Raw genomic sequence first — 21,687 nt, 5'->3', positions numbered from 1 at the left:
GTATAAATATATATTCGATATTTAATTCCATGAATAGTATAGTCAACTAAAAAAAGAAGTCAAATTAATCGACCTCTTTATGAATCCACGTCATTAATACTTTAACGATGTAGGCCATTTGTCTAGGGCCTAGTGGCTGATTTGGCTTGATTTTATGCCATTTGTATAGACATTGTCTACAACAACAGCCAGTAGCATGTTGGGCAATGAATATAGGGTGTCCTTTAAATGGTGTTTGTTTACCATCGTTGGGTATATAGGCTGGAGCTAATCTTTTTTCAACAAAATCTATGGCATGTTTTTCAATGGTGTCCATTCCTTTAGTTTGTATATATTCCTTATCTTTTTGTTTCAGATGAAAACGGCTCCTAAATTTGGAGTGGGATAAGCGATTAAAAAGTTGTTCAAACCATTCGGATTCTGTCATAACTGCTCCTTATATATAATAAAAAAAACCAGCATTGCTGGTTTTATAATCAAGTGGCGCCTGAAACAAGACTCGAACTTGTGACCTGCCGGTTAACAGCCGGATGCTCTACCGACTGAGCTATTCAGGCATTTGTTTTTCACTTGACTACCTAAATATAATACCAAAAGAACTAGAGTTATGCAAGTATTTTTTTTAATTTTTTTTAAACAGACATAAAAAAAACCAGCATTGCTGGTTTTATAATCAAGTGGCGCCTGAAACAAGACTCGAACTTGTGACCTGCCGGTTAACAGCCGGATGCTCTACCGACTGAGCTATTCAGGCATTTGTTTTTCACTTGACTGCCTGTATATAATACCAAAAGATGTTGTGTTATGCAAGTACTTTTTATAAAATTATGATATATTATTTTTTAAATGGGGGAATGAACTATGTTAGATGCGATTGTAATGGATATGGATGGTACTTTATTGGATCCAAATAATAAGATTTTACCGGAAACAAAAGAGGCTTTGATTGCTTGTCAAAAGCAGGGAACTAAGCTAGTACTTGCCAGTGGAAGAAGTTATACAAGATTACTTTCATATGCTAAAGAATTAGAGATGGATGTATATGGTGGCTATTTGTTAGAGGTAGATGGTATTGCGTATTATGATGTTCAAAAGGATGAGCGTCATGTTTTAAAACAGATGTATAAGGAAGATGTTGAGCCTGTCTTTGCGTATTTGATGCATAAAAATTGTGAGACAATGGCTGTGTTTAATGATGGATTATTTGATTATATTCCAGATCATATAATGGAAAAGAAAAAAGTATTAAGAAATTCACAAGAATATCCAGAGGATTTTCCTTGGACGGGTGGTCCTTGGTCTTGGCTTGCAGATATGCGTGATGGCTATCCTAAGATTACTTATATTAAAAATCTTAGTGAAATTCAATATCCTGTAAATAAGATTCAGACAATTGAGGATGAAGAGGTAACTACCCAATTGGCTTTGGATATTCAAAATGAATTTAAAGATCAATATGAAGTGTTCCGTACTTGTCCTAGAGAACTTGAAGTATTGCCTAAAGGATATAGTAAGGGAGCTACTTTAGTTCGTATGATGGATATGTTTGGTTGGGATAAGGATAAAGTCTTCACATTTGGTGATGGTGAAAATGATGTGAGTATGTTTGGTGTTGTAACTCATAGTTTTGCGATGGGTCAGGCTTTGGATTATGTAAAAGAAAAAGCAGCTCATGTGACCAAGTCCAATGTGGAACAGGGAATTGTAGCTGCTTTAAAGGATTTTAATATTTTGTGATATAGCTAACAACAAGCTTCATTGTGTTTTCTACACCATCATAGTGTGTTCTTTCCATTCCGTGGCTAGCATGAACACCAGGGCCAATCAAGGCTCCTTTGATGTCGTTACCACCACGTAATGCGGCACTGACATCTGAACCGTATTGTGGGTAGATATCAACGGCATAATTAAGCTTGTTTTCTTTTGATAGTTCAACTAGACGTGTAATCATTTCGTAGTCGTATGGTCCGCTTGAATCTTTTGCACAGATTGAAACATCTTGTTCAGTACAAGCTAAATCTGTACCGATGCATCCCATGTCTACGGCTAATAATTCTTCGACTTCTTCTGGTAAACAACTTGCTCCATGACCCACTTCTTCATATGTACTGAACATAATGACTAAGTCTCTTTGAGGTGTAATGTTGTTGTCTTTTAAGTATTTTAGTACGCCCATTAAGGCTGTAGCTGAAATCTTATCGTCTAAGAATCTAGATTTAATGAATCCACTTTCTGTAATTTGTGTTTTTGTATCAATACAAATGAAGTCTCCGTTGCAGATACCTAATTTTTCAACATCTGCTTTTGAGTGAACAACTTCATCAATGCGAACTTCCATTGTATCTTCTTTTCTTTCTAATGTTGAAGCATCTGGATATACGTGTACGCTTGGTGAACATGAAAGAATCGTTCCTGTATATACCTTTCCATCACGAGTATAAATCTTACAATATTCTCCGTCTAATGTTGGTAAGCATGGGCCTCCGACTTTAGTAATGGCAAGTTTTCCATTGTCTTTAATGGAACGAACCATAAGTCCTAATGTATCTAGGTGAGCACTCAATCCTAATGTGTGTTCAGAATCTTTTCCGTCTACATAGATCAACAAGTTTCCTTTTTGGTTGCGTCCTGTTGTATAGCCTAATTTTTTGGCTTCTTCATCCATGAAATCGATGGCTCTTTTTGCGTAGCCTGTTGGTGAATCAATGTTCAAAATTTGTTTGGCAATGCCACAAACGTATTCTTTATCAAATGGTTGCATATTTTAAAACTCCTCCTGTATGTATTATACGCTTTTATACAAATTCTAAACAATGTATTCAAATTTTTTTTCATTTTGTGCTATTGTACAAGAAAGGAGGCTAATTGTATGGAATTAAATGTAAGAGAAGAAAATTTAAAGGATTTATTTAAACAGTTTCAAGTGGAACATAATGAGAATTGTAAGACAGTATTTATTGATAATAATGATGAAGATTTAGAAAACTATTTAAATGAATCAAGTACGGTATATTTACATATGGTGGATAAAGAAATTAGACATCTTGATTTAACTAAAGTAAATACAATATTTGTGAATAAAGAATATGCGAGTAAATTAGAAAATGGAATTCAGGATGAACAAAGACTTCTAGAATTATTGTTAAATAAATATCCCAATCTTAGAGTTGTATTAATTACAGATAAAAAGGGTGCTTATTATAAAGATAAGGACATGATGATTTACCAGAAAGAATTGGCTTCTAATTTTGATAAAGACTTATTCTTAGTTAAATATATGGCTTCAGAATTAAAGGGAAATTCAGAAATGACATCTCTATATCGAGGTGTGAATCAGTAAAGACTACTAGATATGTTAGAGTGCCTAAGACAAAAACTTGAATTTGCGTACGTCTTTGGAATTAAAAGACTTTGGAGGTAGATTAATTCATGAAAACCACCCTACATATCTAGTAGTCATTTCCATTATAAAGGTCCAATGTGAAAAGATTATTAAAAATCAAAATTTTTTAAAAAAAGTAATCTAATATTGTTTGTCACAACTTAAATTGGTATAATAAAGAGGAAGAAAAGCTACGTTTTTTCCTTTATCCTTGGGATCGAAAGCATGAGGATATGAAAGTTATCTGTTTAGATAACGCAGAGCGCTAAATCCGTTGTGAGTGGGTGGTTAGCGCTTTTTATTTTGCCGTTTTATTTTTGATTGTATTGGTTTGCAGCATTTAAATAGGAATTTTTAAATTCTGTTGCCAAAACCTGTGGACTGATGATTTTTATGTCTTCTGCAAAAATATAGAAAAAGGTTTTTGCCTGGAAATAGGAACAATCAAACTCTAATAGATATTCATTATTTTCTAATTGTGTTGTTTTTATTGGCATAGGTTTATTTAAATATCTAATTTTAAATAGTTCATATGCTTTTTGATTAAATAGAATAATAATAGGTTCTTCATTATCTCCATATTTGAATTGAACACCATTTTTAATCATTTTATGAAAAGTTTTGAAATCTGTATCGGAAAATGTAATGTCAGATTCACTACTGAAGTGAACAGACACTTCAGTAATATTCATTAATTTTCTTGTTGCGATTTCATAACAATCATTTTGATTGTTTCTAACTTTTCCAATCACGTAATTATATATTTTTTCTTTATGTTCCATAATTAGGTAAGGCTTCATTTCAAAAATACTATTATCCTTTGTTTTAATGGAAATTGATTTTTGTTGATCAATCGCATTTTGTATTTTTGAATAGTTTTCTTTAAATAAGTAGATTTCTCTTTTATATATTGGTAATTGAAAAAAAGAATCAATCAACATTCTAATGTATATAGGAAAGCTCAAGTTGAGTGGAGTGATGAAATTAGATTGGATATTATCTAATAATACGGAGATATCTTTTTGAGGTTTAAATGATATAGTTTTATTTTTCTTTTCGCCACTAGACTCTAGAGAAATATCATAAAACATTGTTTTTAATTTAATCTGTATAGTTTGATCATAAACGGTATCTACTACGGAAATATAATCCTTTATAGGATTTAGTTTTGTGCATTCAAAATCAGAATGATAATTTCGAATCAATATATTAATAAATCGATTTATGTTTGGTTTGTTTTTGTTGCAGATTTGAAACCGGTTCGCGTCCTCTAGAATAGAATTGTATTGAGAATTTGTGAAATATAATCGTATTGGGTCAATAAAATCCATGATAATTTCCTCCTTTTTTCAATTAAATTATAACATATACTAATTATAGTAGTACATAAATATATAAAATAATTGATAATATAGTTTTAAAATGCAAATATGAGTAGTACATAAAATGAAAAAAGTATCCATGTTAAAACTACTTTTATTTTGTTAATATTCATGTGTAAACAGGGATAACCTGTAGGAGGAAAAATAGTATGAATAAAGATCAAAAAAATTATGAATCAAATGTATCTACAGGATTGAATTCTGTACAAACAATTTATGAAGGAAGTGTGAATGCACGTGTCGTTGAAAGAGCGGGAAATCTAGCTTCTTCACAAAGTAAGGGTATTGCGCATGAAATTATGTATGCAGATAAATTAAATGTTACACGTCCAGAACTTGGTGTGACAAAACTATCTACAAAAACTAATGCAGTGCGCGATGATTTAGTGAGTGTAAAAGATGGTGTCGTTAAGTATCGTGCTCAGTTGAAAGATACTGTATCTTCTTCTGGAGTGAAAAAAACGGTAACTCAAGGAGTAAATGGTAAGTATCAAGGCACTAATTTTATGGGGACAAAAGAAACTACAGAACTTTACAATAAGGCAACTGAAAATATGACTGCCCAGAAAATGAGTTCAACAGGAATCTCATCAAAGGATACTTCTAGAATTACAGAGTCTTTTTCAGGCAAAATGCCAAGTCTTGACAATATTGCACACAACTCATCTCGAGCTGGATCATTTGGTGCTGTTGCAAATGTTGCGGTTGGAGCTGTTGAAGATATTGTGAATTGTGAATCTGGCGAGGAAATGTTAGCTCATGCAGCATCTAATGGTGTTAGAGGCTTTGCCTCAGGCTATGTAGGCTCTGCAGCAGCTACTGTAGCAACTTCAGCAACGGCAGCTGGAATCGCATCTGTACCAGCTTTAGCGGCAGCACCATTAGTAGCGGTAGCAGCACCAGTAGCTGCAGGTATTGCAGCAGCCACCATTGCAGGAAAGGTTGTTATGGATGCCACAGATGGAGAAGTCAAAGAAGTATTAGAAGATATTGGTCGAGGTGTTGGAGACTTTATTTCTGATGCAGCTGACGAAGTCGCTTATAGGGTTGTCGATAGTATTGGTGAAGGACTAGATAGAGTTGGCGACAAGGTTGATGACTTTATCGACAGTGTCAGTCTATTCTTCAATTTATTCTAGGGAAAGGAAGGTGAATATCATGGATAATCAGACAGTAGGAGTTGAACACTAAGTTTAAGGTAAAACACAATTTATGTGTTTTACCTTAGATTAATGAATTGAAAGTTTAATAATCAAACTGAAAGTAGGAAATGAAATAAGTATGTGCTAAAATATATACATATATGTAAGCGTTTAAATGTAAGTGAAATGAGACACTTACCTGTAAAATTCTACTTTCTTAAAAGTAGAAAGAAGGTATTTATTATGATGTTAAATTTAACACAGCATATTTTAACTAAAGAACAAGCCCAAAATAGAATCATAGAGCCTTTGAACAAGCGTTATGTTTGTTCTTTATTAACTTTTTATGATATTCCAACAGAATCTGATTTAAAAAATAGAGCAAGTCAATTAGCTGATTATGCATTACATGAAAATGCTGATTCAGTATTGATCGGTGGTGCAATGTATTTGATGCCATTTTTGATTTTTGAATTAAATAAACGAAATATTGATGCATATTATTCTTTTACAAAGCGCATTAGTAAAGATGTTATTCAAAAAGATGGCAGAGTTAAAAAGACATTAATATTTAAGCATTGTGGTTTCGTAAAAGCTACATTACCGAAAGAATGAGAAGGTTTGGACAATGAATGTATTACTATTAGCATTAAGCACAGTTTCTGGAGAAAATTTAAAATGTTTTGAATATCAGTATGGTGAAGATCCTTGTTTTGATGGATATTATCAATTGGAACCTATTCCTAAATTTTTAAATGAAAAATTAAAAGAGAATAATCAGTCATTGGATTGTATTATAACTTTAAATACACATGAAGTAGATAATGCCATATTACCTAGAGTTAGATGTATAAAAGAAAATGTTGAACAGTATAGCTTTATTGATATTAATGCAAAAGAGTTTTTTGAAAAAATGTTATGTAATGGTCAAAAGGCATTTCAACAAATGCCAAAAATCATATCCATTCCTATTGATGTAGATGATATTATTCCGGGTATTATTCTTGCGATGAATCAATTGAGGGAATTAAAAGATAAAAGTAATGATTTTAATTTATATATAGATATGCATGGAGGACCGCGAAATACTCAAATGACTTTTCAAACAATTCTTTCATTGTTAAAACATGAATCTATATATCCATCTGCAATTTATACGATTATTATGAATAAATCAAAACCTAATACAATCAAAGATGATACAAAGTATTTTGATTATATAGATTTTGTTAGTGGTATGAATGAATTTTTAAATTTTGGTAAGCCGATTTCAATTAAAAGTCTGAATAATTTAAATGATTTATCACTTCGTGATTTTACTGAAAAGGCAAATCAAGTAGCGGATGCGCTAACCCTATGTGATATGTCGGTATTTCAAAAGTCGCTGGAAGATATGTCGAATTGGTTAAACAATCGTGAAATCAAACAAGATTCTTTGCTTGAATTATTTATAAAAAATATTCGTATGGATTATGGAGTACTATTAAAAGAAGATCATGATGTTATTGATGAAATTCAATGGTGCTTAACAAAAGGGTATTTGCAACAAGCATTAACTTTAATCGAAAGCAAAATGCCAGAAGAATTATTCAAAAAGGGTATATTTCACTACGATGAAAATTTTATGGTGGAAATAAAAAAGGATCCAAACAAATCAAAAATAAAAGTTAAGGATGCGATAGAATGTGCAAAAGCTATGCAACATCGTGAGTGGGAATCGGATATTAATTTTATTTTTATTAAGTGGATCAAAGCTCTGAATATTTTTGATAAAGATGATAATGGTAAACAAATTATATTTGAATTAAATAAGACTCATCAAGAGTATTTGAATTTTTCAAGGCAATCTACACCAAATTTTAATAATAAAGTATTTTTAACTATTTCATATAAAAAGAACGTACTTTTAAAAGTAATGTTAAAAAAAGGTATTTATATAGATCAATATTTACAAGATATGTGCATGAGATTTTTAATTTTGCATTATACATTAAAACAAGAAAGAAACATTGCGAATCATGCAATTGGTGAAAGAAAAACAAATGTATATGACATTAAAGAAGCTATTGCAGGATATATTGATCTAGCCAGAATTTTATATAGAGCATAAAAGAAAGGGGATGTGTTTATGGAATATAAAGTTTTAGATGTTGCATTTTCAGGGTTAATGCATGATATAGGCAAATTTTACCAAAGAACAAAGATGGTGTCTGATTTAACAGAACGAGAAAAACTAGTGACACCCATGGCTAAGGCTGGATATTATACTCATTTACATAGTGGTTATACATCTAGGTTTTTTCATGAATATCTAGGAATGGATAATGAATTAGAAATGATCACGAGTTCTCACCATATTGATGATCAAAGACCATTGGCTAAAATTTTGCGTAAGGCAGATCAAATTGCTTCATCAATTGATAGAAAAGATGAAGAAAAGGACTATGAAGAAAATAACAAGAAAGGGACATTTCAACAAGTTCGATTATCGTCTGTAGTGCATGAAGTAGATTTTGGAAAACAGAAGGCTTTGGCAACTTATCCGTTACGACCATTTCATAAGATGGGGTATCCAACAGTTGATTTTGAAATGACAGATAAGAATGAGAGTGTAGGAGAGTATTTAGGTCTATTTCAAGCCTTTATTAATGATTTGAAATCTGAGGATTATTTTACTTCGGAAGTAGATAAGTATTGTTTTGATCGTTTGTACGCTTTGATGTATGAATACACAACATTAGTTCCTGCTTCAACTTATGAGGGAAGTAAAACATATGTTAGCTTGTTTGATCATTCCAAATTAACGTCTGCAATTGCGAGCTGTTTGTATTTAAATGATACGGAAGACGAAAACTTTATTATGTTTGAATTTGATGTTTCTGGTATACAAAAATTCATTTTTAAAGTAACGGAAGGTAAAGATACAAAAAGGGATGTTGCTAAATCATTAAGAGGTAGATCTTTTTTGGTTTCAGCAATAACTAATATCATTACTTATAGTTATCTTTATGAATTTGGGTTGACTCAAAGTAACATTATTTTTAACACAGGTGGAGGTGCTTTATTGTTGCTTCCAAAGTGTAAAAATTTTGAAGAAAAATTAAACAAAGTAACACAAAAGGTTCAAGAGATTCTGCTTGATAAATTCAGTGTAGATATCAATTATGTATATGCATGGGTTGAATGTGATAGAAAAGAATTAGAAACATTTAAAATTTCTAAAGCAACAAAATTAAAATCGAAATTAGATGAAGAAAAGAATAGAAAGTTTAATAAAGTATTAAATAGTGATTTTTTCTTTAACAAACCAAAGTCAAATTATGTATGTAAGATGTGCGGAACAAATTTTGTAGAAAAAGAAAATGATACATGTGATATCTGTAAGACGATAATTGAAATATCTGATTTCTGCATAAAGCATGATGATTTTTTCTTGGTTTATGATTTTAATCGCAGATTAGATGATCAAGTGAGTGATTGTATAAAAATTGATATGGGATATATGGATTTTTATTTGATTTCAAAAGAGGATTATCCACTAATCATAAATAAATATGATTATATTGAATCATTAAATCAATCTCATTTGGGGAATACTCGTTTAATAGCAAACTTAGTACCTAAAAAGAATGATAGAATTATTCCTTTTGAAAATATGGTAATAAATTTAGTGGATACATCTTATGGGGATCCTAAATTAGGGATTTTGAAAATGGATGTGGATAATTTAGGTGCAATATTTGCGTTTGGAATGGAAAAACAAAGATCATTATCTAAGTTTTTGACATTGAGTAGGATGATGGAAAACTTTTTTGGACATGAATTGATGAATATTTGTGTTGAGGTTTCAAAAAAGATGAATTCGAATATAAGTCAATTCAGCAACAATGAATCTATGTTTTATATCAATTATGCAGGTGGAGATGATTTGGTGATAATGGGTCCAGCCTCAGGAATTTTAGAATTATCTAAAGTTATTAATGAAAGGTTTAGTGAATACACGTTAAATAAAAATATAACGATTTCTGGTGGCATCACTATTCAATCACCAAGTGCACCGATAAGATTTGGTATTAAAGAAGCAGAGGAATATTTAAATCAATCAAAAGCATTGGATGGAAAGAATGGAATTACATTGATACATACATCTTGCAAAATGAATGAGTATGAACAAGTGTTACAGCAGGTTAATGTTTTCAGAAAGTATATTACGAATCAAGATATTTCCCGAACAAACTTTTATAATATGATGAAAGTACTGGATGTAGAAAATATGGAAAAATACTATCGCAATATTCCTATTCTTTTATATTCATTAAAGCGAAATGTTAAGAATAAAGATGTTCGACAAGATTTAATATCAAAAATAAGTATGGCAAATATGAATTGTGATCAATTAAAAAAATTGGTTTTGGAAATGAAGTTAGCTATTATGCAAACTAGGGGGTAATTAATAATGGAACAAAGAAAAAATTATACAGGCCATGGTCATCGTACTAATAATTATTCAAGTCAAAATATAGAACAGGAAATACATAAAATAGAAAAGCCGTTACATATTTATTATGCGGATAAATCAAAATTGTTTTTACCGGATGGAGAAGCTTATAAAATTGCAGTTAGTTTTAAGGGTATCACAACGCATCAATTAAGAAAAATTTTAAATCAAGTAAAGTTATGTAGACAAGAACTAGGAAATAAAGATGCTAACTTCGATGATGTGAGAAATCGATTATTTATGTTATTGCCTTTGTCTGCATATAATGGAGGAAGAGAACCAAAATTAAAAAAGATTTATCGATTTCTAGTAGAGCATTTAAATGAAAATTCGATTACATGCGCTAAAGATATAGAAGTATTTGATGAATTGTTTACGAGTATTGTTGCATACCATAAATGTTAAGGAGGAAAGTAAAATGTTAGAACGTATTTATAGATTAGATTTTGAAATTGAGTTATTGACAGGGTTACATATTGGAGGTTCTACAGATACATTTGATATTGGTGGAGCTGATTCAACAGTTATAAAGAATCCATTGACACATGAACCATATATTCCTGGTAGTTCTATTAAAGGAAAACTGCGTTCTTTATTGACCCAAAAGTATGGAAAAGTATTGCTTGGAAAAAAAGAATCTGAAATGGTGCTTGAAAGAGATGAAATACGATGTCTTTTTGAGCCTGTTTCAACAAGTGACGAGTTGAAGGTTTCAAGATGTATTTTTAGAGATGCATACTTAACAGATGAAAGTAAAGAGGAGTTACAAAAACACCTTGGTTTAGGAACGTTTACTGAAATTAAGGCGGAAAATAGTATTGATTTATTAAATGGAAGAGCAGCAAATCCACGATTCATTGAACGTGTTCCTAGAGGTGCAAAATTTAGTGGTGAAATTGTTTTGCAGATTTATGAAGGTGACGATGCAGAACAATTAAAAGAAGTAGTCAATGATGCTTTGAAAATGTTGGAATTAAATTATCTTGGAGGTAGCGGAACTAGAGGATATGGTAGAGTAGAAATTCATTCCCAAGATTTTCAGAAAGTTGAATTCTAAAAATGAAAACTTATAAAATTGTTTTTACTTGCCAATCTGTAGTGAATGAGATACCAAATTCCCAAACAATTTTCGGTGCAATATGTAATATTTTATTGCAAACAAGAGGAAAAGATGCGCTTGATGAATATATTTCCTCATTAAATGCAAAGGCGAAGATGGTACATTCATCTATGTTTCTAAATCATACGCTACCTATGATTAAAAAGAATGTTTTTTCTTTAGAGTATATTAATACCTTACTTGGCAATGTAAAAGCAGAGGATAAATTAAGGGTGCTTGAAAATGCAAAGCGATATAAACAAATTTCATCGATGTCAGAAATGGTTTATAAAAATTATGTAGAAAATAACAGAATAGAAACACTTACTGTAGATTTACAAGAAAAAAGTAATGATTTTGAGATCAGAAATGGATTGTTAAAATATTCAAGTGAAACGTTTGATATGGAAATGGATTCAGTTTTATTAACTCGAAATGGATTTCCTGAAAAGGAAAATGATAAGACTTTGTTCTATTCTAATGCGATTTATTATCCGAAAGGTACTGAATTTTGCATATATGTAAAAACAGAAGAAAATGTGGATTATTTAAAATCTATCTTTAATTATTTTGAATATTTTGGAGTAGGTTCAAGAAGAACGGTTGGAGATAATTCATTTAGATTAGAAAGAATTGAAGAATGGAATCAATCAAGTGATATGGAGAGTAAATTGGTTTTAAGTCGTTATATTCCAAATGATGAAGAAGTGGATTATAGCAATTCGTTTTATAAACTTACTAGTAATGTGTATCGTACTTCTGAAAACTATGCTGGGGGTTATGTTAGTGGTAGATTTATGCATTTGATGGAGGGAAGTTTTATGAGATTTTTAGAAAATAAAGAATATTATGGAAAGGTGTTAGAATCTTGTGTAAATGGTAAGACTGTTTATCATTATGCAATAGGTTTTGTGTTGTAATATGGATAGAATTACAATTTTGACCCCAGTTCACATCGCAACAGGTAATGAGGTTGAAATGCCTTGTTATCACAAAGTTAATGATATTACTGTTAATCGATATAGGTTTACAGATGTTCTTTCACAACTTCCACCTAAGGTGATGACAGATTCACGCTTACTTGACGAATTAAGTTCAAGACAGCCTAGTAAAAAATTGTTATATAGATATATACATCAATATGTTGATTATTCAAAACTAACTCCACTATATAATTTGGAGTATACATATGATGGATCTTTAAGTAAAGCTAGAAATGATGTTTCAGAGCAGATGCATGATTTACATAAACCTTTTATACCTGGTTCTACTATAAAGGGTACGTTATTAAATTCATGGAAATATTATTTATTAAAATTAAACTATGATCAAATTAGACCTAATATTTATAAACAAATCAAGGGTGGCCAAAATAAAAATCTTGACTTTCATGAACTTATGTTTGGAAAATCTTTAGATAATGATCATGCAAATTTTTATAAAGAATTATATTCTTGCTTGTTATGCCAGGATATATATTTTAATGAAATGGAATTGTTTTTTGCAAGTAGAAAGGGAAGTAATCGAGATATGAGTGGTTCAATTCCAACTACATATAAAGAATGTATTCCACCATTACAAACTACTAATTTAGTATTGTTTCATTTTGACGAGTTTAAATTGAATGTCTTAAAAGATAAATATAAAGAAAAGCCTTATATCACATTGATAAATTCATTTAAGCGTAAAGTTTTCTTAAAAGCATGCAATGCTTTCACAAAAGATATTTTAAATGCAGATACAGATAAAAATTATTTTAACTTTTACGAAAGCTTTGTTGGCATAAATGAGAAGTTAAATGAAATAAAGAAAGAATTAGAAAATCCTAATACAGTGGTTCTACGAGTGGGTAATTCAACAAATTATTTTGCTAAGACAGTTTCTTATTTGATTAAGAATAATGATCCTGGTTTATATAAAGAATGTTTCTGGCAGCACTTTGCTCCAGTGAAAAAGGGGAAAACAAAGCCTAACGAGAGAACAATGCCTAAAACACGAATGATTTATTCAAATGGAGAAAAAGATTATTTGCCTGGATTTATTAAAATTCAATATGATTAAAAAAGTTGAAGTTTTGATTTCTTTTCCAATGGGAGCCAAATTTAGAGAAAACTTAGATTTATCAATATACAGAAAATTGATGAATTTTATTTATGATCTATCCTGTTTCAACTCTATGACTAAGTGTAATGAGTGCAGTCAATGTAAAGAATGCAGGTATTACTTAATGACAGGCGAAAATTTTAGATTTTATCCAGGTATTCTTGTTAAAAGTGATATGTTTGGTAAGTCCCATTTTGGAAAAAATGAACAAAAAAGATTTGAATTTTATTTTATTGGAAACAATAAATCTTATTCAGATTATGTAGATTTATTGTTTTCCAATTTGAATCAGAGCTTGTTTGGTAATTTCTTTTATTTAATCAAAATTACGAAAACGGATTTGAATTCAAAAAATATGAATTGTGATAAATTAGTATTTTCAACTCCATTAGAAAACAAGAATGTTTCTGAGGTTTATAATAAAATGGTTGCTTATTATAATGAGCATTATGAGACAGCTTATGAATTTTTTTCAAGTGATTTGCAGTTAGAAAATTGTCGGTATGTAGAAGGCGTTTCTGCTTTTATGAAAACCAAGAAAATCTATCCTAAGGGATTTATTGGATGTGTAAATAAATCCTTTAGTTTAAATTCTGATTTTTTAGAAATTGGTGTTGGCAAATATAATTGTGTAGGTGGTGGACAAATTGAGATTACAACTAACGTTTAAATGCAATAATTTAAAAGTACCTTTTAATTATCAACATATGATTCAAGGATTAATATATAGTGCTTTTGATAAAGAGGATAAAGGTGATTTTTTTCATAATCAAGGATATCGGTTTGAGAGAAAAGTCTTTAAAATGTTTGTCTTCAGTAATCTATTCGGAAAGTATAAAATAAACGATAGATTTATGGTTTTTGAAGATTCAATTACTTTTTATGTTTCCAGTTATTCTGAAGAATTCTTAAAAGAAATTTATGATTTTTATACAAGTAATGAAAAAGTTATTTTAAATAATCAATTCATTCAATTGGTGTCTATAAAATTTATGAATTTAGAATATTTTACTGGAGAGAAACAAATTGTAATTCATACACTTTCTCCAATTGTTACTTATACTACAACAGATTGTTATGTAAATTATTTTAAACCTAGTGATGCTGAGTTTAATACTCTTTGTATGAATAATTTACTAGATAAATGTCATGCATTAGATATCAAACAAGACGATATTTCTTTTAATGTGGAAAAAGTTTTATATGAGAAAAAAAGATTAGTTAAATTTAAAAATACATTTTACGTTGGATACCTGAGTGAAATGATAGTAAAAACTAATTTTGAAACATTAAGTTTATTGTGTGATACTGGGATTTCAGCTAAAGGACCAGCTGGTTTTGGAATGATAGAAGTGAAAAAGAGTGAAGAAAGTAGTTTATTTGTATAAAAGTGGAAACTTAAAAAGAAAAGATAATTCTCTTGTATTAGAGAGTAAAGACAAAGATGATTATATTCCGATAGAGCAAGTAGATATGATTATTTGTTTTTCAGAAGTTAGTTTAAATAAAAGAGTATTAGCTCTATTAAACAAGTATGAAGTATTGATATTATTTTATAATTTTTATGGAAATTATATAGGAAGATATGCTCCTAAAGATTATAAAGATGGTCGTGTTTTAGTAAACCAAGTAAATAAATATAGGGATGAATCACAAAGATTATATATTTCAAAGTCTATTCTAAAAGCTTCAATCAAAAATATGTTATCTGTTTTAAAGTATTATAGAAAAAAAGGAAAAAATTTGGATGAATTAATAAGAAAACTTGAAGATTTGGTGGGAATGGCATCCGATATAGAAACTATGAATGAATTAATGTTGATAGAGGCAAATGCAAAACAGACATATTATAAAATGTTTGATGTTGTTCTAGAAAATGAAGAGTTTAAGTTTCAAAAGCGAACAAAAAATCCACCACAAAATGAAGTGAATGCTATGCTTAGTTATGGATATACATTACTATATGGAATTATTTTATCAATTCTTGATCGTAGTAGTTTATTTCCACAAATTAGTTTTATACATAGTTTAAGTAAAAACTCAGATTCATTACAATATGACCTGGCGGACATTTTTAAACCCGTGTATATAGATAGAATGGTTTTAAGATTGATTCGTAAAAAACAGATAAAACAATCTCATTTTCAATATAAACCAGACGGAAGATGTTACTTAAGTAAAGAAGGAACAAAGGTATTTATTGAAGAATTCAATATTTTATTACAATCCACAATCGTATATTCAAAGCGAAATTATAGTTATCGCTCTATATTATCAAAAGAAGTACATCGGTTATCTGAATACATTAAAGATAAGTCTATTACACTTGATTTTTTTGTGATGAAGTGGTGAGATTATGTACGTTATATGTGTGTATGATGTTAACGAAAAAACATGTGTTAAAGTAATGAAAATTTTAAGAAAATACCTGTTTCATATACAAAAGTCTGTTTTTGAAGGAACTTTAACACCCAAACAATTTAGTGTCTTAAAAGAAGAATTGCATAAAGTTACAAGTGATGAGGATTCAGTATTGTTTTATTTTTCATATAATGAAAAACAGATATATAAAGAAGGATTGAATAAAGTGAATGAATCTCTAAATATTTTGATTGATTGATCATTCGACCATCAGTATAAAATTCAACCAAAAAAGCCTATATTTCCATTAAAAAGTAAAAGTGGTCGAAAAAATTTGACATATTTTCCTAATGATTACTGAATTTTAGAGTATTTATAGATATTTTTGTAGTAAAATACTACGTATATGGCAAAAATTTGCTGTTGTATATCGTTCTTATAAAGGATTAACGCTCAATGCCACATTCTTCTGCCGTTTTCTTTTTGTGTTGTATATCGTTCTTATAAAGGATTAACGCTTATTTTCATACATACCTTCTTGGTTCTTACGCATATGTTGTATATCGTTCTTATAAAGGATTAACGCATGATCTCACCTGTTTGTTCGTTTTCTTTTTCCACAGTTGTATATCGTTCTTATAAAGGATTAACGCTGTCTGAATTGCTCAACGATGGATGTTCTAACAATAGTTGTATATCGTTCTTATAAAGGATTAACGCTTGTAATGTTTTCAAATCCTATCATTTTTCTTGTTTTGTTGTATATCGTTCTTATAAAGGATTAACGCTTTTTGGCTTTCGCACTCTTCGATTTTGTCAATATCTTCTGTTGTATATCGTTCTTATAAAGGATTAACGCTTTAATCTTTGCTGATCTGTAAGCGGCTTTTTATTGTTGTATATCGTTCTTATAAAGGATTAACGCTGTAAAAGTGCAATAAGCTGGTATATCCTCATATAATGTTGAATATCGTTCTTATAAAGGATTAACGCCAATAATTTATTTAATAAACTTATAAACTTATTTATGTTGAATATCGTTCTTATAAAGGATTAACGCTTGTTTCTCCCGTTTTGTATAATTACCTCTTTACCTACTCCTGTTGAATATTGTTCTTATAAAGGATTAACGCTTAGTAGACAAGAACACACATACATTCAATGCAAGTGTTGAATATCGTTCTTATAAAGGATTAACGCTGAGCGCCATGTTTAGCGCTGTTACCAGTCCAGATCTGAATTGTTGAATATTGTTCTTATAAAGGATTAACGCATCAACTCATCGATTCTTTCTTCAATCATTTTTCTTGTTGAATATCGTTCTTATAAAGGATTAACGCTAATAATTGAAATGTTTTTTTTCTTTTTTCCATCTAGTTGAATATTGTTCTTATAAAGGATTAACGCTCATGATAGATTACATTCTTATCAATTGGGTTTGAGTTGAATATTGTTCTTATAAAGGATTTGAATTGTGGTTGTTTAAGTGTTAAAAAAGAAGTATTGCTACTTCTTAGGTGTTATATTAACTACCACATACTCACATATACCCTCTGTTCTTATAGGAAAATCCCAACCAACAAGGCCTGAATTAATGATTTTTGTCCTGTGCTTGAATGTTTCTTTTCCGTAATTACCGGCAAAGTCAGGTTGTAAATGGTAAGAATAAGAGAGTGGAAACATTTGTCCGTTATAAGTGTGACCGCTGAGTTGAAGGTCAACGTTGTTTTTGATATTTTCCCTTGTTCCTTGTGGTTGATGGTCGAGGATGATGTTGTAGGTTTTAGTGGATAGATTGTAGTCTTTTGTTTTCTTGCGGTTTTTGTTTGTGTAATCTTTTCTGCCGATTAGAGTTATGTTATTAAAATGTACTTCTTGATCATTTAGAATGGTGATATTGTTTTTTGTGATTTTTTGATTGAGTTTATTTCTTGTGAATTTTATTTTGTCTTCGTGATTACCATATACAAAATAAACAGGGGCTACTTTAGTAAGTCTTCTGAGTTGTTTAAATAGGATTTCCATATCTTCTTTGGATGTGGATTCATCCACGAAGTCTCCACCTAATAGATAGAAGTCGGTTTTAACTTTCATTAATGTATTTGTGATTTCTTTTAATCTTTGAGGATTATTCGCATTGGGATAGTGAACATCTGAAATGAAACAGATCTTTGTTGGAGTTATGCTTTTTTCTGTTTTTAGATTATATGTGGTTTGATGGATGGTATACATATTCACAGAACCAAAAGTAACGATGGAAGTGGATATGATAGCTGATACTATTATGCAGAATATTGGTTTTCTTTTCTTGAATATTAATAATAGGATTGGTTAACAGAATAGTGTATGTATAGCTCACATGGCTTGATATGTACGCATATTCCAACAATTTAATAGTAATGCGATACAAATGCGTATCGTATTTTTTTGTTTAATGTGTTCTTTAAAAGATTGTTTAGTAATATACATAATCCGATTTCTAGAATAAGGATTCCCATTTGAAGATAGATCATACTATCACTTCCTTTTGGTCTTATCTTACACCATTGTTAGAAAGATTTCTTAGTTTATGCAGTATAATAAAGTGGGTGAGATTATGTATAAAATATTGATTGTAGAAGATGATGAACTCATCTCAAAAAAGTTAGAATCGTTTCTTAAATCTTGGAACTATGATGTTTATCGAGTGGTTGATTTTTATAATGTGATGGATGCATTTCAATCCTTTAATCCAGACTTAGTGTTAATGGATATAACGCTACCTTATTTGAATGGATATTTGTGGACAGAAAAGATTCGTGAAGAATCCAAAGTTCCAATTATCTTTATTTCAAGTGCTACCGATAATATGAGTATTGTGATGGCTATATCTAAGGGTGCGGATGATTTTGTAGTAAAGCCTTTTGATTTAAATGTTTTAGCTGCTAAAATTACGGCAATATTAAGACGTAGCTATGACTTTGTATCCAATCATAATATTCTGGAATATCAAGGTATACGCTTTAATTTAGATGATAATACAGTAAGTTTTCAATCTTCTCAAATTGAACTGAGCAAGAATGAGGCAAAGATCTTACGCTTACTTATGGAAAAGAAGGGGACGATTGTATCTCGAGATCGTTTAATGGAATATTTGTGGAAGACGGATTTTTATGTGGATGAAAATGCATTAAGTGTGAATGTGAATCGTTTGCGTAAAAAGTTAGAGAGTATTGGCATTGTGGATTTTATTCAAACAAAAAAAGGGTTGGGATATAAGGTATGAAATTATTTGGCCATTATTTAAAAGATCGATTGTTTTTTATAATGATTTATGTTGTAAGTGTTTTGATCTGTTTATGTGTATTTAAACTCTATAATCTAGAACTTGAAGCTTTTACATATGCCTTTATGATTTTATGCGTTTTATTGGTGGTTTGTTTCTTGTTTGATTACTACAAATATTATAAGAAACACCAAACACTAGTAACGCTTCAATCCAATAGTAATGTTTCTTTGTCTTGTGATCTTCAAGATTCTTCATTGATGGGAGAAGACTATCATAAAATCTTAGTGGCTATGAAAGAGTATCATGATGAGTATGTTATTTCTTCTGAAAATAAAATGCATGATCTAGAAGATTATTTTACGATGTGGGTGCATCAGGCTAAACTTCCCATTGCCGCTATGAAGTTACTACTTGAAGATGAGAACTTAAGTCGTGGTGAAATTAAGTTGCAACTCTTACGTATGGACCAATATACAGATATGGTTTTAGCCTATTTACGCTTACATAGTACGCATACCGATTTCTTATTTAAAGAATTAGAATTGGACGATTTAATTCGACAATCGATTCGTCGCTTTTCTACAGAATTTATTCGTAAACACATTCAGTTGAGTTTTAAAGAAACCGGGGATGTTATTTTGAGTGATGAAAAGTGGCTTGTGTTTGTGTTGGAACAAATTCTTTCGAATAGTCTTAAATATACCAATGAAAATGGTTTGATATCTATATATATGAAGTCTAAACATATTTTAGTGATTGACGATAATGGTATAGGTATTAGTGCAAGTGATTTAAATCGTGTGTTTGAAAAAGGATATACAGGCATGAATGGGCGTAGTGATAAAACGGCCAGTGGTCTAGGTCTATATTTATGTAAAAATATTTTAGATATGTTGAATCATAAAATTCGAATTGAATCAAGTGTTGGTAAAGGCACTCGAGTGATATTAGATCTTACGCATTTTGAAGGAAGAATAGAGTAATCTTACAATCTTGTAAGATGAGTGTTAGCTGAATCGATGGCTGCATTTTTGAATCCTTTGTAGAATTTTGGTGTACATGGAGGTAATGAATATGGCATTATTAGAAGTAAAAAATTTGAAAAAAGTATATACAACAAGATTTACACAGAATCAAGTACAGGCATTGAGTAATGTGAATTTTAGTGTGAATAAAGGCGAATATGTAGCTATCATGGGTGAGTCTGGTTCGGGTAAGACAACCTTATTAAATATCTTGGCGGCTTTGGATAAACCAACAAGTGGACAAGTCTTATTACATGGTAAAGATATTACGCATATTTCAGAAAAAGAAATTGCGAACTTTCGAAGAGAACACTTAGGCTTTGTATTCCAAGATTTTAACTTATTAGATAATTTTAATAATCGCGATAATATTTTCTTGCCTTTGGTTTTAAGTAAGAAGAAATATCCAGAAATGAAAGAAAGATTGACTCCAATCGCCAAACAACTAGGGATTGAGGATATTTTAGATAAGTTTCCATATGAAATTAGTGGTGGACAAAAACAGCGTGTGGCTGTAGCTCGTGCTATCATCACAAATCCAGATCTAATTTTGGCGGATGAGCCAACGGGAGCTTTGGATTCAAAAAGTACAGAAGAACTTTTACATTTATTCGGAACGATCAATGCGAATCAACAAACAATCGTAATGGTTACTCATTCGACAAAGGCAGCAAGCCATGCGTCTCGCGTTCTATTTATTAAGGATGGAAAGATCTTCCATGAAATTTATAAGGGAAATAAAAATTTAGATCAGATGTATCAATGTATTAGTGATACGTTGACATTATTAGCTACAGGTGGTGTTCACCATGAGTAGAGCTTTCTATTTAAATTTAGCTGTAGATAATTTGAAGAAGAATGCGCGTACCATCATTCCTTATATATTAACGAGTGTCTTAACGACAATGATGTTGTATATGGTTGTTTCTTTGGCAAACAATCCAAACTTAAATGAGATGTTAGGGGCAATGACACTAACGCAGATGTTAGGCTTTGGGGTTGTGATTATTGAAATCTTTGCGTTTATCTTCTTGTTCTATACACATAGCTTTTTAATTAAAAGAAGACAAAAAGAGTTCGCGTTATTCTCTATATTAGGAATGGAAAAGAAACACTTAGCTCGCGTCTTGTTTTATGAAACTGCGATTACTTTATTTGTATCATTAGCTTTAGGTATTGGTTTAGGTATCTTGTTTGATAAAGCGATGTTTTTAATCATCGCAAAAATGATTGGTGCAGATATTATACTTGGTTTCTATTTCTCATTTATAAGTATGAGACAATGTGTTCTTGTGATTGGATTGATCTATGTATTGATCTATTTCTATTCTATGATTCGTATTCATATTTCAAGTCCAATTGAATTGCTTCATTCGAGTCATATGGGTGAAAAAGAGCCTAAGGCCAAATGGGTTCTTTCTATTATT

22 protein-coding genes, 2 tRNA genes and 1 CRISPR repeat array are annotated in these 21,687 nt (G+C 30.4%); of the genes, 18 read left to right on the top strand and 6 right to left on the bottom strand.

Features of this window, described 5'->3' with window-relative positions; genetic code table 11:
• Positions 1 to 64: 64 nt before the first annotated feature.
• The 3 genes from EUBIFOR_RS02835 to EUBIFOR_RS02825 form a co-directional block, all read right to left on the bottom strand.
• A complete protein-coding gene (locus tag EUBIFOR_RS02835; protein ID WP_003864401.1) occupies positions 65 to 427 on the bottom strand; it encodes a DUF4186 domain-containing protein in 363 nt (120 codons plus the stop codon).
• Between the two features lie 54 nt (positions 428 to 481).
• A tRNA-Asn gene (locus EUBIFOR_RS02830) sits at positions 482 to 557 on the bottom strand.
• Positions 558 to 678: 121 nt separating this feature from the next.
• Positions 679 to 754, bottom strand: a tRNA-Asn gene (locus EUBIFOR_RS02825).
• A gap of 107 nt (positions 755 to 861) precedes the next feature.
• Here EUBIFOR_RS02825 and EUBIFOR_RS02820 point away from each other — a divergent pair.
• Complete coding sequence (locus EUBIFOR_RS02820) at positions 862 to 1,737, top strand: Cof-type HAD-IIB family hydrolase (RefSeq protein ID WP_003864400.1); 876 nt, start codon at positions 862 to 864, stop codon at positions 1,735 to 1,737.
• On the opposite strand, the gene EUBIFOR_RS02815 is transcribed toward EUBIFOR_RS02820, so the two are convergent.
• Complete coding sequence (locus tag EUBIFOR_RS02815) at positions 1,724 to 2,761, bottom strand: M42 family metallopeptidase (RefSeq protein ID WP_003864399.1); 1,038 nt, start codon at positions 2,759 to 2,761, stop codon at positions 1,724 to 1,726. The genes EUBIFOR_RS02820 and EUBIFOR_RS02815 overlap by 14 nt on opposite strands.
• 108 nt (positions 2,762 to 2,869) lie before the next feature.
• Here EUBIFOR_RS02815 and EUBIFOR_RS02810 point away from each other — a divergent pair, with 108 nt between their 5' ends.
• Positions 2,870 to 3,340, top strand: a complete 471-nt coding sequence (locus EUBIFOR_RS02810; RefSeq protein ID WP_003864398.1) for a hypothetical protein — start codon at positions 2,870 to 2,872, stop codon at positions 3,338 to 3,340.
• Between the two features lie 353 nt (positions 3,341 to 3,693).
• Here the strand turns inward: EUBIFOR_RS02810 and EUBIFOR_RS02805 are convergent, their stop codons facing one another.
• The gene (locus tag EUBIFOR_RS02805; protein ID WP_208853789.1) at positions 3,694 to 4,587 is read right to left on the bottom strand and encodes a WYL domain-containing protein; all 894 of its coding nucleotides are present in this window, start codon (positions 4,585 to 4,587) and stop codon (positions 3,694 to 3,696) included.
• 326 nt (positions 4,588 to 4,913) lie between these two features.
• Between EUBIFOR_RS02805 and EUBIFOR_RS02800 the strand changes: the two genes are divergently transcribed.
• The 12 genes from EUBIFOR_RS02800 to cas2 all read left to right on the top strand — a co-directional run bounded on the left by EUBIFOR_RS02800 (position 4,914) and on the right by cas2 (position 16,226).
• On the top strand, positions 4,914 to 5,903 hold the full coding sequence (locus EUBIFOR_RS02800) for a hypothetical protein (protein ID WP_003864396.1): 990 nt from the start codon (positions 4,914 to 4,916) through the stop codon (positions 5,901 to 5,903).
• A gap of 246 nt (positions 5,904 to 6,149) precedes the next feature.
• Positions 6,150 to 6,521, top strand: coding sequence for a hypothetical protein (locus tag EUBIFOR_RS02795; protein ID WP_040466102.1), 372 nt, complete (start codon positions 6,150 to 6,152; stop codon positions 6,519 to 6,521).
• Between the two features lie 13 nt (positions 6,522 to 6,534).
• Positions 6,535 to 8,016 carry a hypothetical protein gene (locus EUBIFOR_RS02790; protein ID WP_003864394.1) on the top strand — a complete coding sequence of 494 codons (1,482 nt, stop codon included), beginning with the start codon at positions 6,535 to 6,537 and terminating at the stop codon, positions 8,014 to 8,016.
• Between the two features lie 18 nt (positions 8,017 to 8,034).
• A complete protein-coding gene (gene cas10 / locus EUBIFOR_RS02785) occupies positions 8,035 to 10,356 on the top strand; it encodes a type III-A CRISPR-associated protein Cas10/Csm1 (RefSeq protein ID WP_003864393.1) in 2,322 nt (773 codons plus the stop codon).
• 6 nt (positions 10,357 to 10,362) lie between these two features.
• Complete coding sequence (gene csm2 / locus EUBIFOR_RS02780) at positions 10,363 to 10,809, top strand: type III-A CRISPR-associated protein Csm2 (RefSeq protein WP_003864392.1); 447 nt, start codon at positions 10,363 to 10,365, stop codon at positions 10,807 to 10,809.
• A 13-nt stretch (positions 10,810 to 10,822) separates the two neighbouring features.
• Positions 10,823 to 11,461 (top strand): type III-A CRISPR-associated RAMP protein Csm3, encoded by a 639-nt coding sequence (csm3, locus tag EUBIFOR_RS02775; RefSeq protein ID WP_040466101.1) that lies wholly within the window; start codon positions 10,823 to 10,825, stop codon positions 11,459 to 11,461.
• A gap of 2 nt (positions 11,462 to 11,463) precedes the next feature.
• On the top strand, positions 11,464 to 12,423 hold the full coding sequence (gene csm4, locus EUBIFOR_RS02770) for a type III-A CRISPR-associated RAMP protein Csm4 (RefSeq protein ID WP_003864390.1): 960 nt from the start codon (positions 11,464 to 11,466) through the stop codon (positions 12,421 to 12,423).
• Position 12,424: 1 nt separating this feature from the next.
• Positions 12,425 to 13,564 carry a type III-A CRISPR-associated RAMP protein Csm5 gene (gene csm5 / locus EUBIFOR_RS02765; protein WP_003864389.1) on the top strand — a complete coding sequence of 380 codons (1,140 nt, stop codon included), beginning with the start codon at positions 12,425 to 12,427 and terminating at the stop codon, positions 13,562 to 13,564.
• Positions 13,557 to 14,276 (top strand): hypothetical protein, encoded by a 720-nt coding sequence (locus EUBIFOR_RS02760; RefSeq protein ID WP_147587358.1) that lies wholly within the window; start codon positions 13,557 to 13,559, stop codon positions 14,274 to 14,276. The genes csm5 and EUBIFOR_RS02760 overlap by 8 nt, the downstream gene beginning before the upstream one ends.
• On the top strand, positions 14,254 to 14,994 hold the full coding sequence (gene cas6 / locus EUBIFOR_RS02755) for a CRISPR-associated endoribonuclease Cas6 (RefSeq protein WP_040466099.1): 741 nt from the start codon (positions 14,254 to 14,256) through the stop codon (positions 14,992 to 14,994). The genes EUBIFOR_RS02760 and cas6 overlap by 23 nt, the downstream gene beginning before the upstream one ends.
• Complete coding sequence (gene cas1b, locus EUBIFOR_RS02750; protein ID WP_003864386.1) at positions 14,969 to 15,958, top strand: type I-B CRISPR-associated endonuclease Cas1b; 990 nt, start codon at positions 14,969 to 14,971, stop codon at positions 15,956 to 15,958. The genes cas6 and cas1b overlap by 26 nt, the downstream gene beginning before the upstream one ends.
• Positions 15,959 to 15,962: 4 nt before the next feature.
• Positions 15,963 to 16,226 (top strand): CRISPR-associated endonuclease Cas2, encoded by a 264-nt coding sequence (gene cas2, locus EUBIFOR_RS02745; RefSeq protein ID WP_003864385.1) that lies wholly within the window; start codon positions 15,963 to 15,965, stop codon positions 16,224 to 16,226.
• A gap of 162 nt (positions 16,227 to 16,388) precedes the next feature.
• Positions 16,389 to 17,375: direct repeats of the CRISPR family, unit length 33 nt; unit sequence TGTTGTATATCGTTCTTATAAAGGATTAACGCT.
• Positions 17,376 to 17,473: 98 nt separating this feature from the next.
• Here the strand turns inward: cas2 and EUBIFOR_RS02740 are convergent.
• Positions 17,474 to 18,199 carry a metallophosphoesterase gene (locus tag EUBIFOR_RS02740; protein WP_003864384.1) on the bottom strand — a complete coding sequence of 242 codons (726 nt, stop codon included), beginning with the start codon at positions 18,197 to 18,199 and terminating at the stop codon, positions 17,474 to 17,476.
• 364 nt (positions 18,200 to 18,563) lie between these two features.
• Between EUBIFOR_RS02740 and EUBIFOR_RS02735 the strand changes: the two genes are divergently transcribed.
• The 4 genes from EUBIFOR_RS02735 to EUBIFOR_RS12075 all read left to right on the top strand — a co-directional run.
• Positions 18,564 to 19,232: a response regulator transcription factor gene (locus tag EUBIFOR_RS02735; protein ID WP_040466098.1), complete on the top strand. Its 669-nt coding sequence runs from the start codon at positions 18,564 to 18,566 to the stop codon at positions 19,230 to 19,232.
• A complete protein-coding gene (locus tag EUBIFOR_RS02730; protein WP_003864381.1) occupies positions 19,229 to 20,218 on the top strand; it encodes a sensor histidine kinase in 990 nt (329 codons plus the stop codon). The genes EUBIFOR_RS02735 and EUBIFOR_RS02730 overlap by 4 nt, the downstream gene beginning before the upstream one ends.
• A gap of 91 nt (positions 20,219 to 20,309) precedes the next feature.
• Positions 20,310 to 21,077: an ABC transporter ATP-binding protein gene (locus tag EUBIFOR_RS02725; RefSeq protein ID WP_040466097.1), complete on the top strand. Its 768-nt coding sequence runs from the start codon at positions 20,310 to 20,312 to the stop codon at positions 21,075 to 21,077.
• On the top strand, positions 21,070 to 21,687 hold a 618-nt coding region (locus tag EUBIFOR_RS12075; RefSeq protein ID WP_003864379.1), incomplete at its 3' end, for an FtsX-like permease family protein. The genes EUBIFOR_RS02725 and EUBIFOR_RS12075, both read left to right, overlap by 8 nt.

The organism is Holdemanella biformis DSM 3989 (assembly GCF_000156655.1).
Taxonomy (GTDB): Bacteria; Bacillota_I; Bacilli_A; order Erysipelotrichales; family Erysipelotrichaceae; genus Holdemanella; species Holdemanella biformis.
This window is presented reverse-complemented; position numbering and strand designations above follow the sequence as displayed.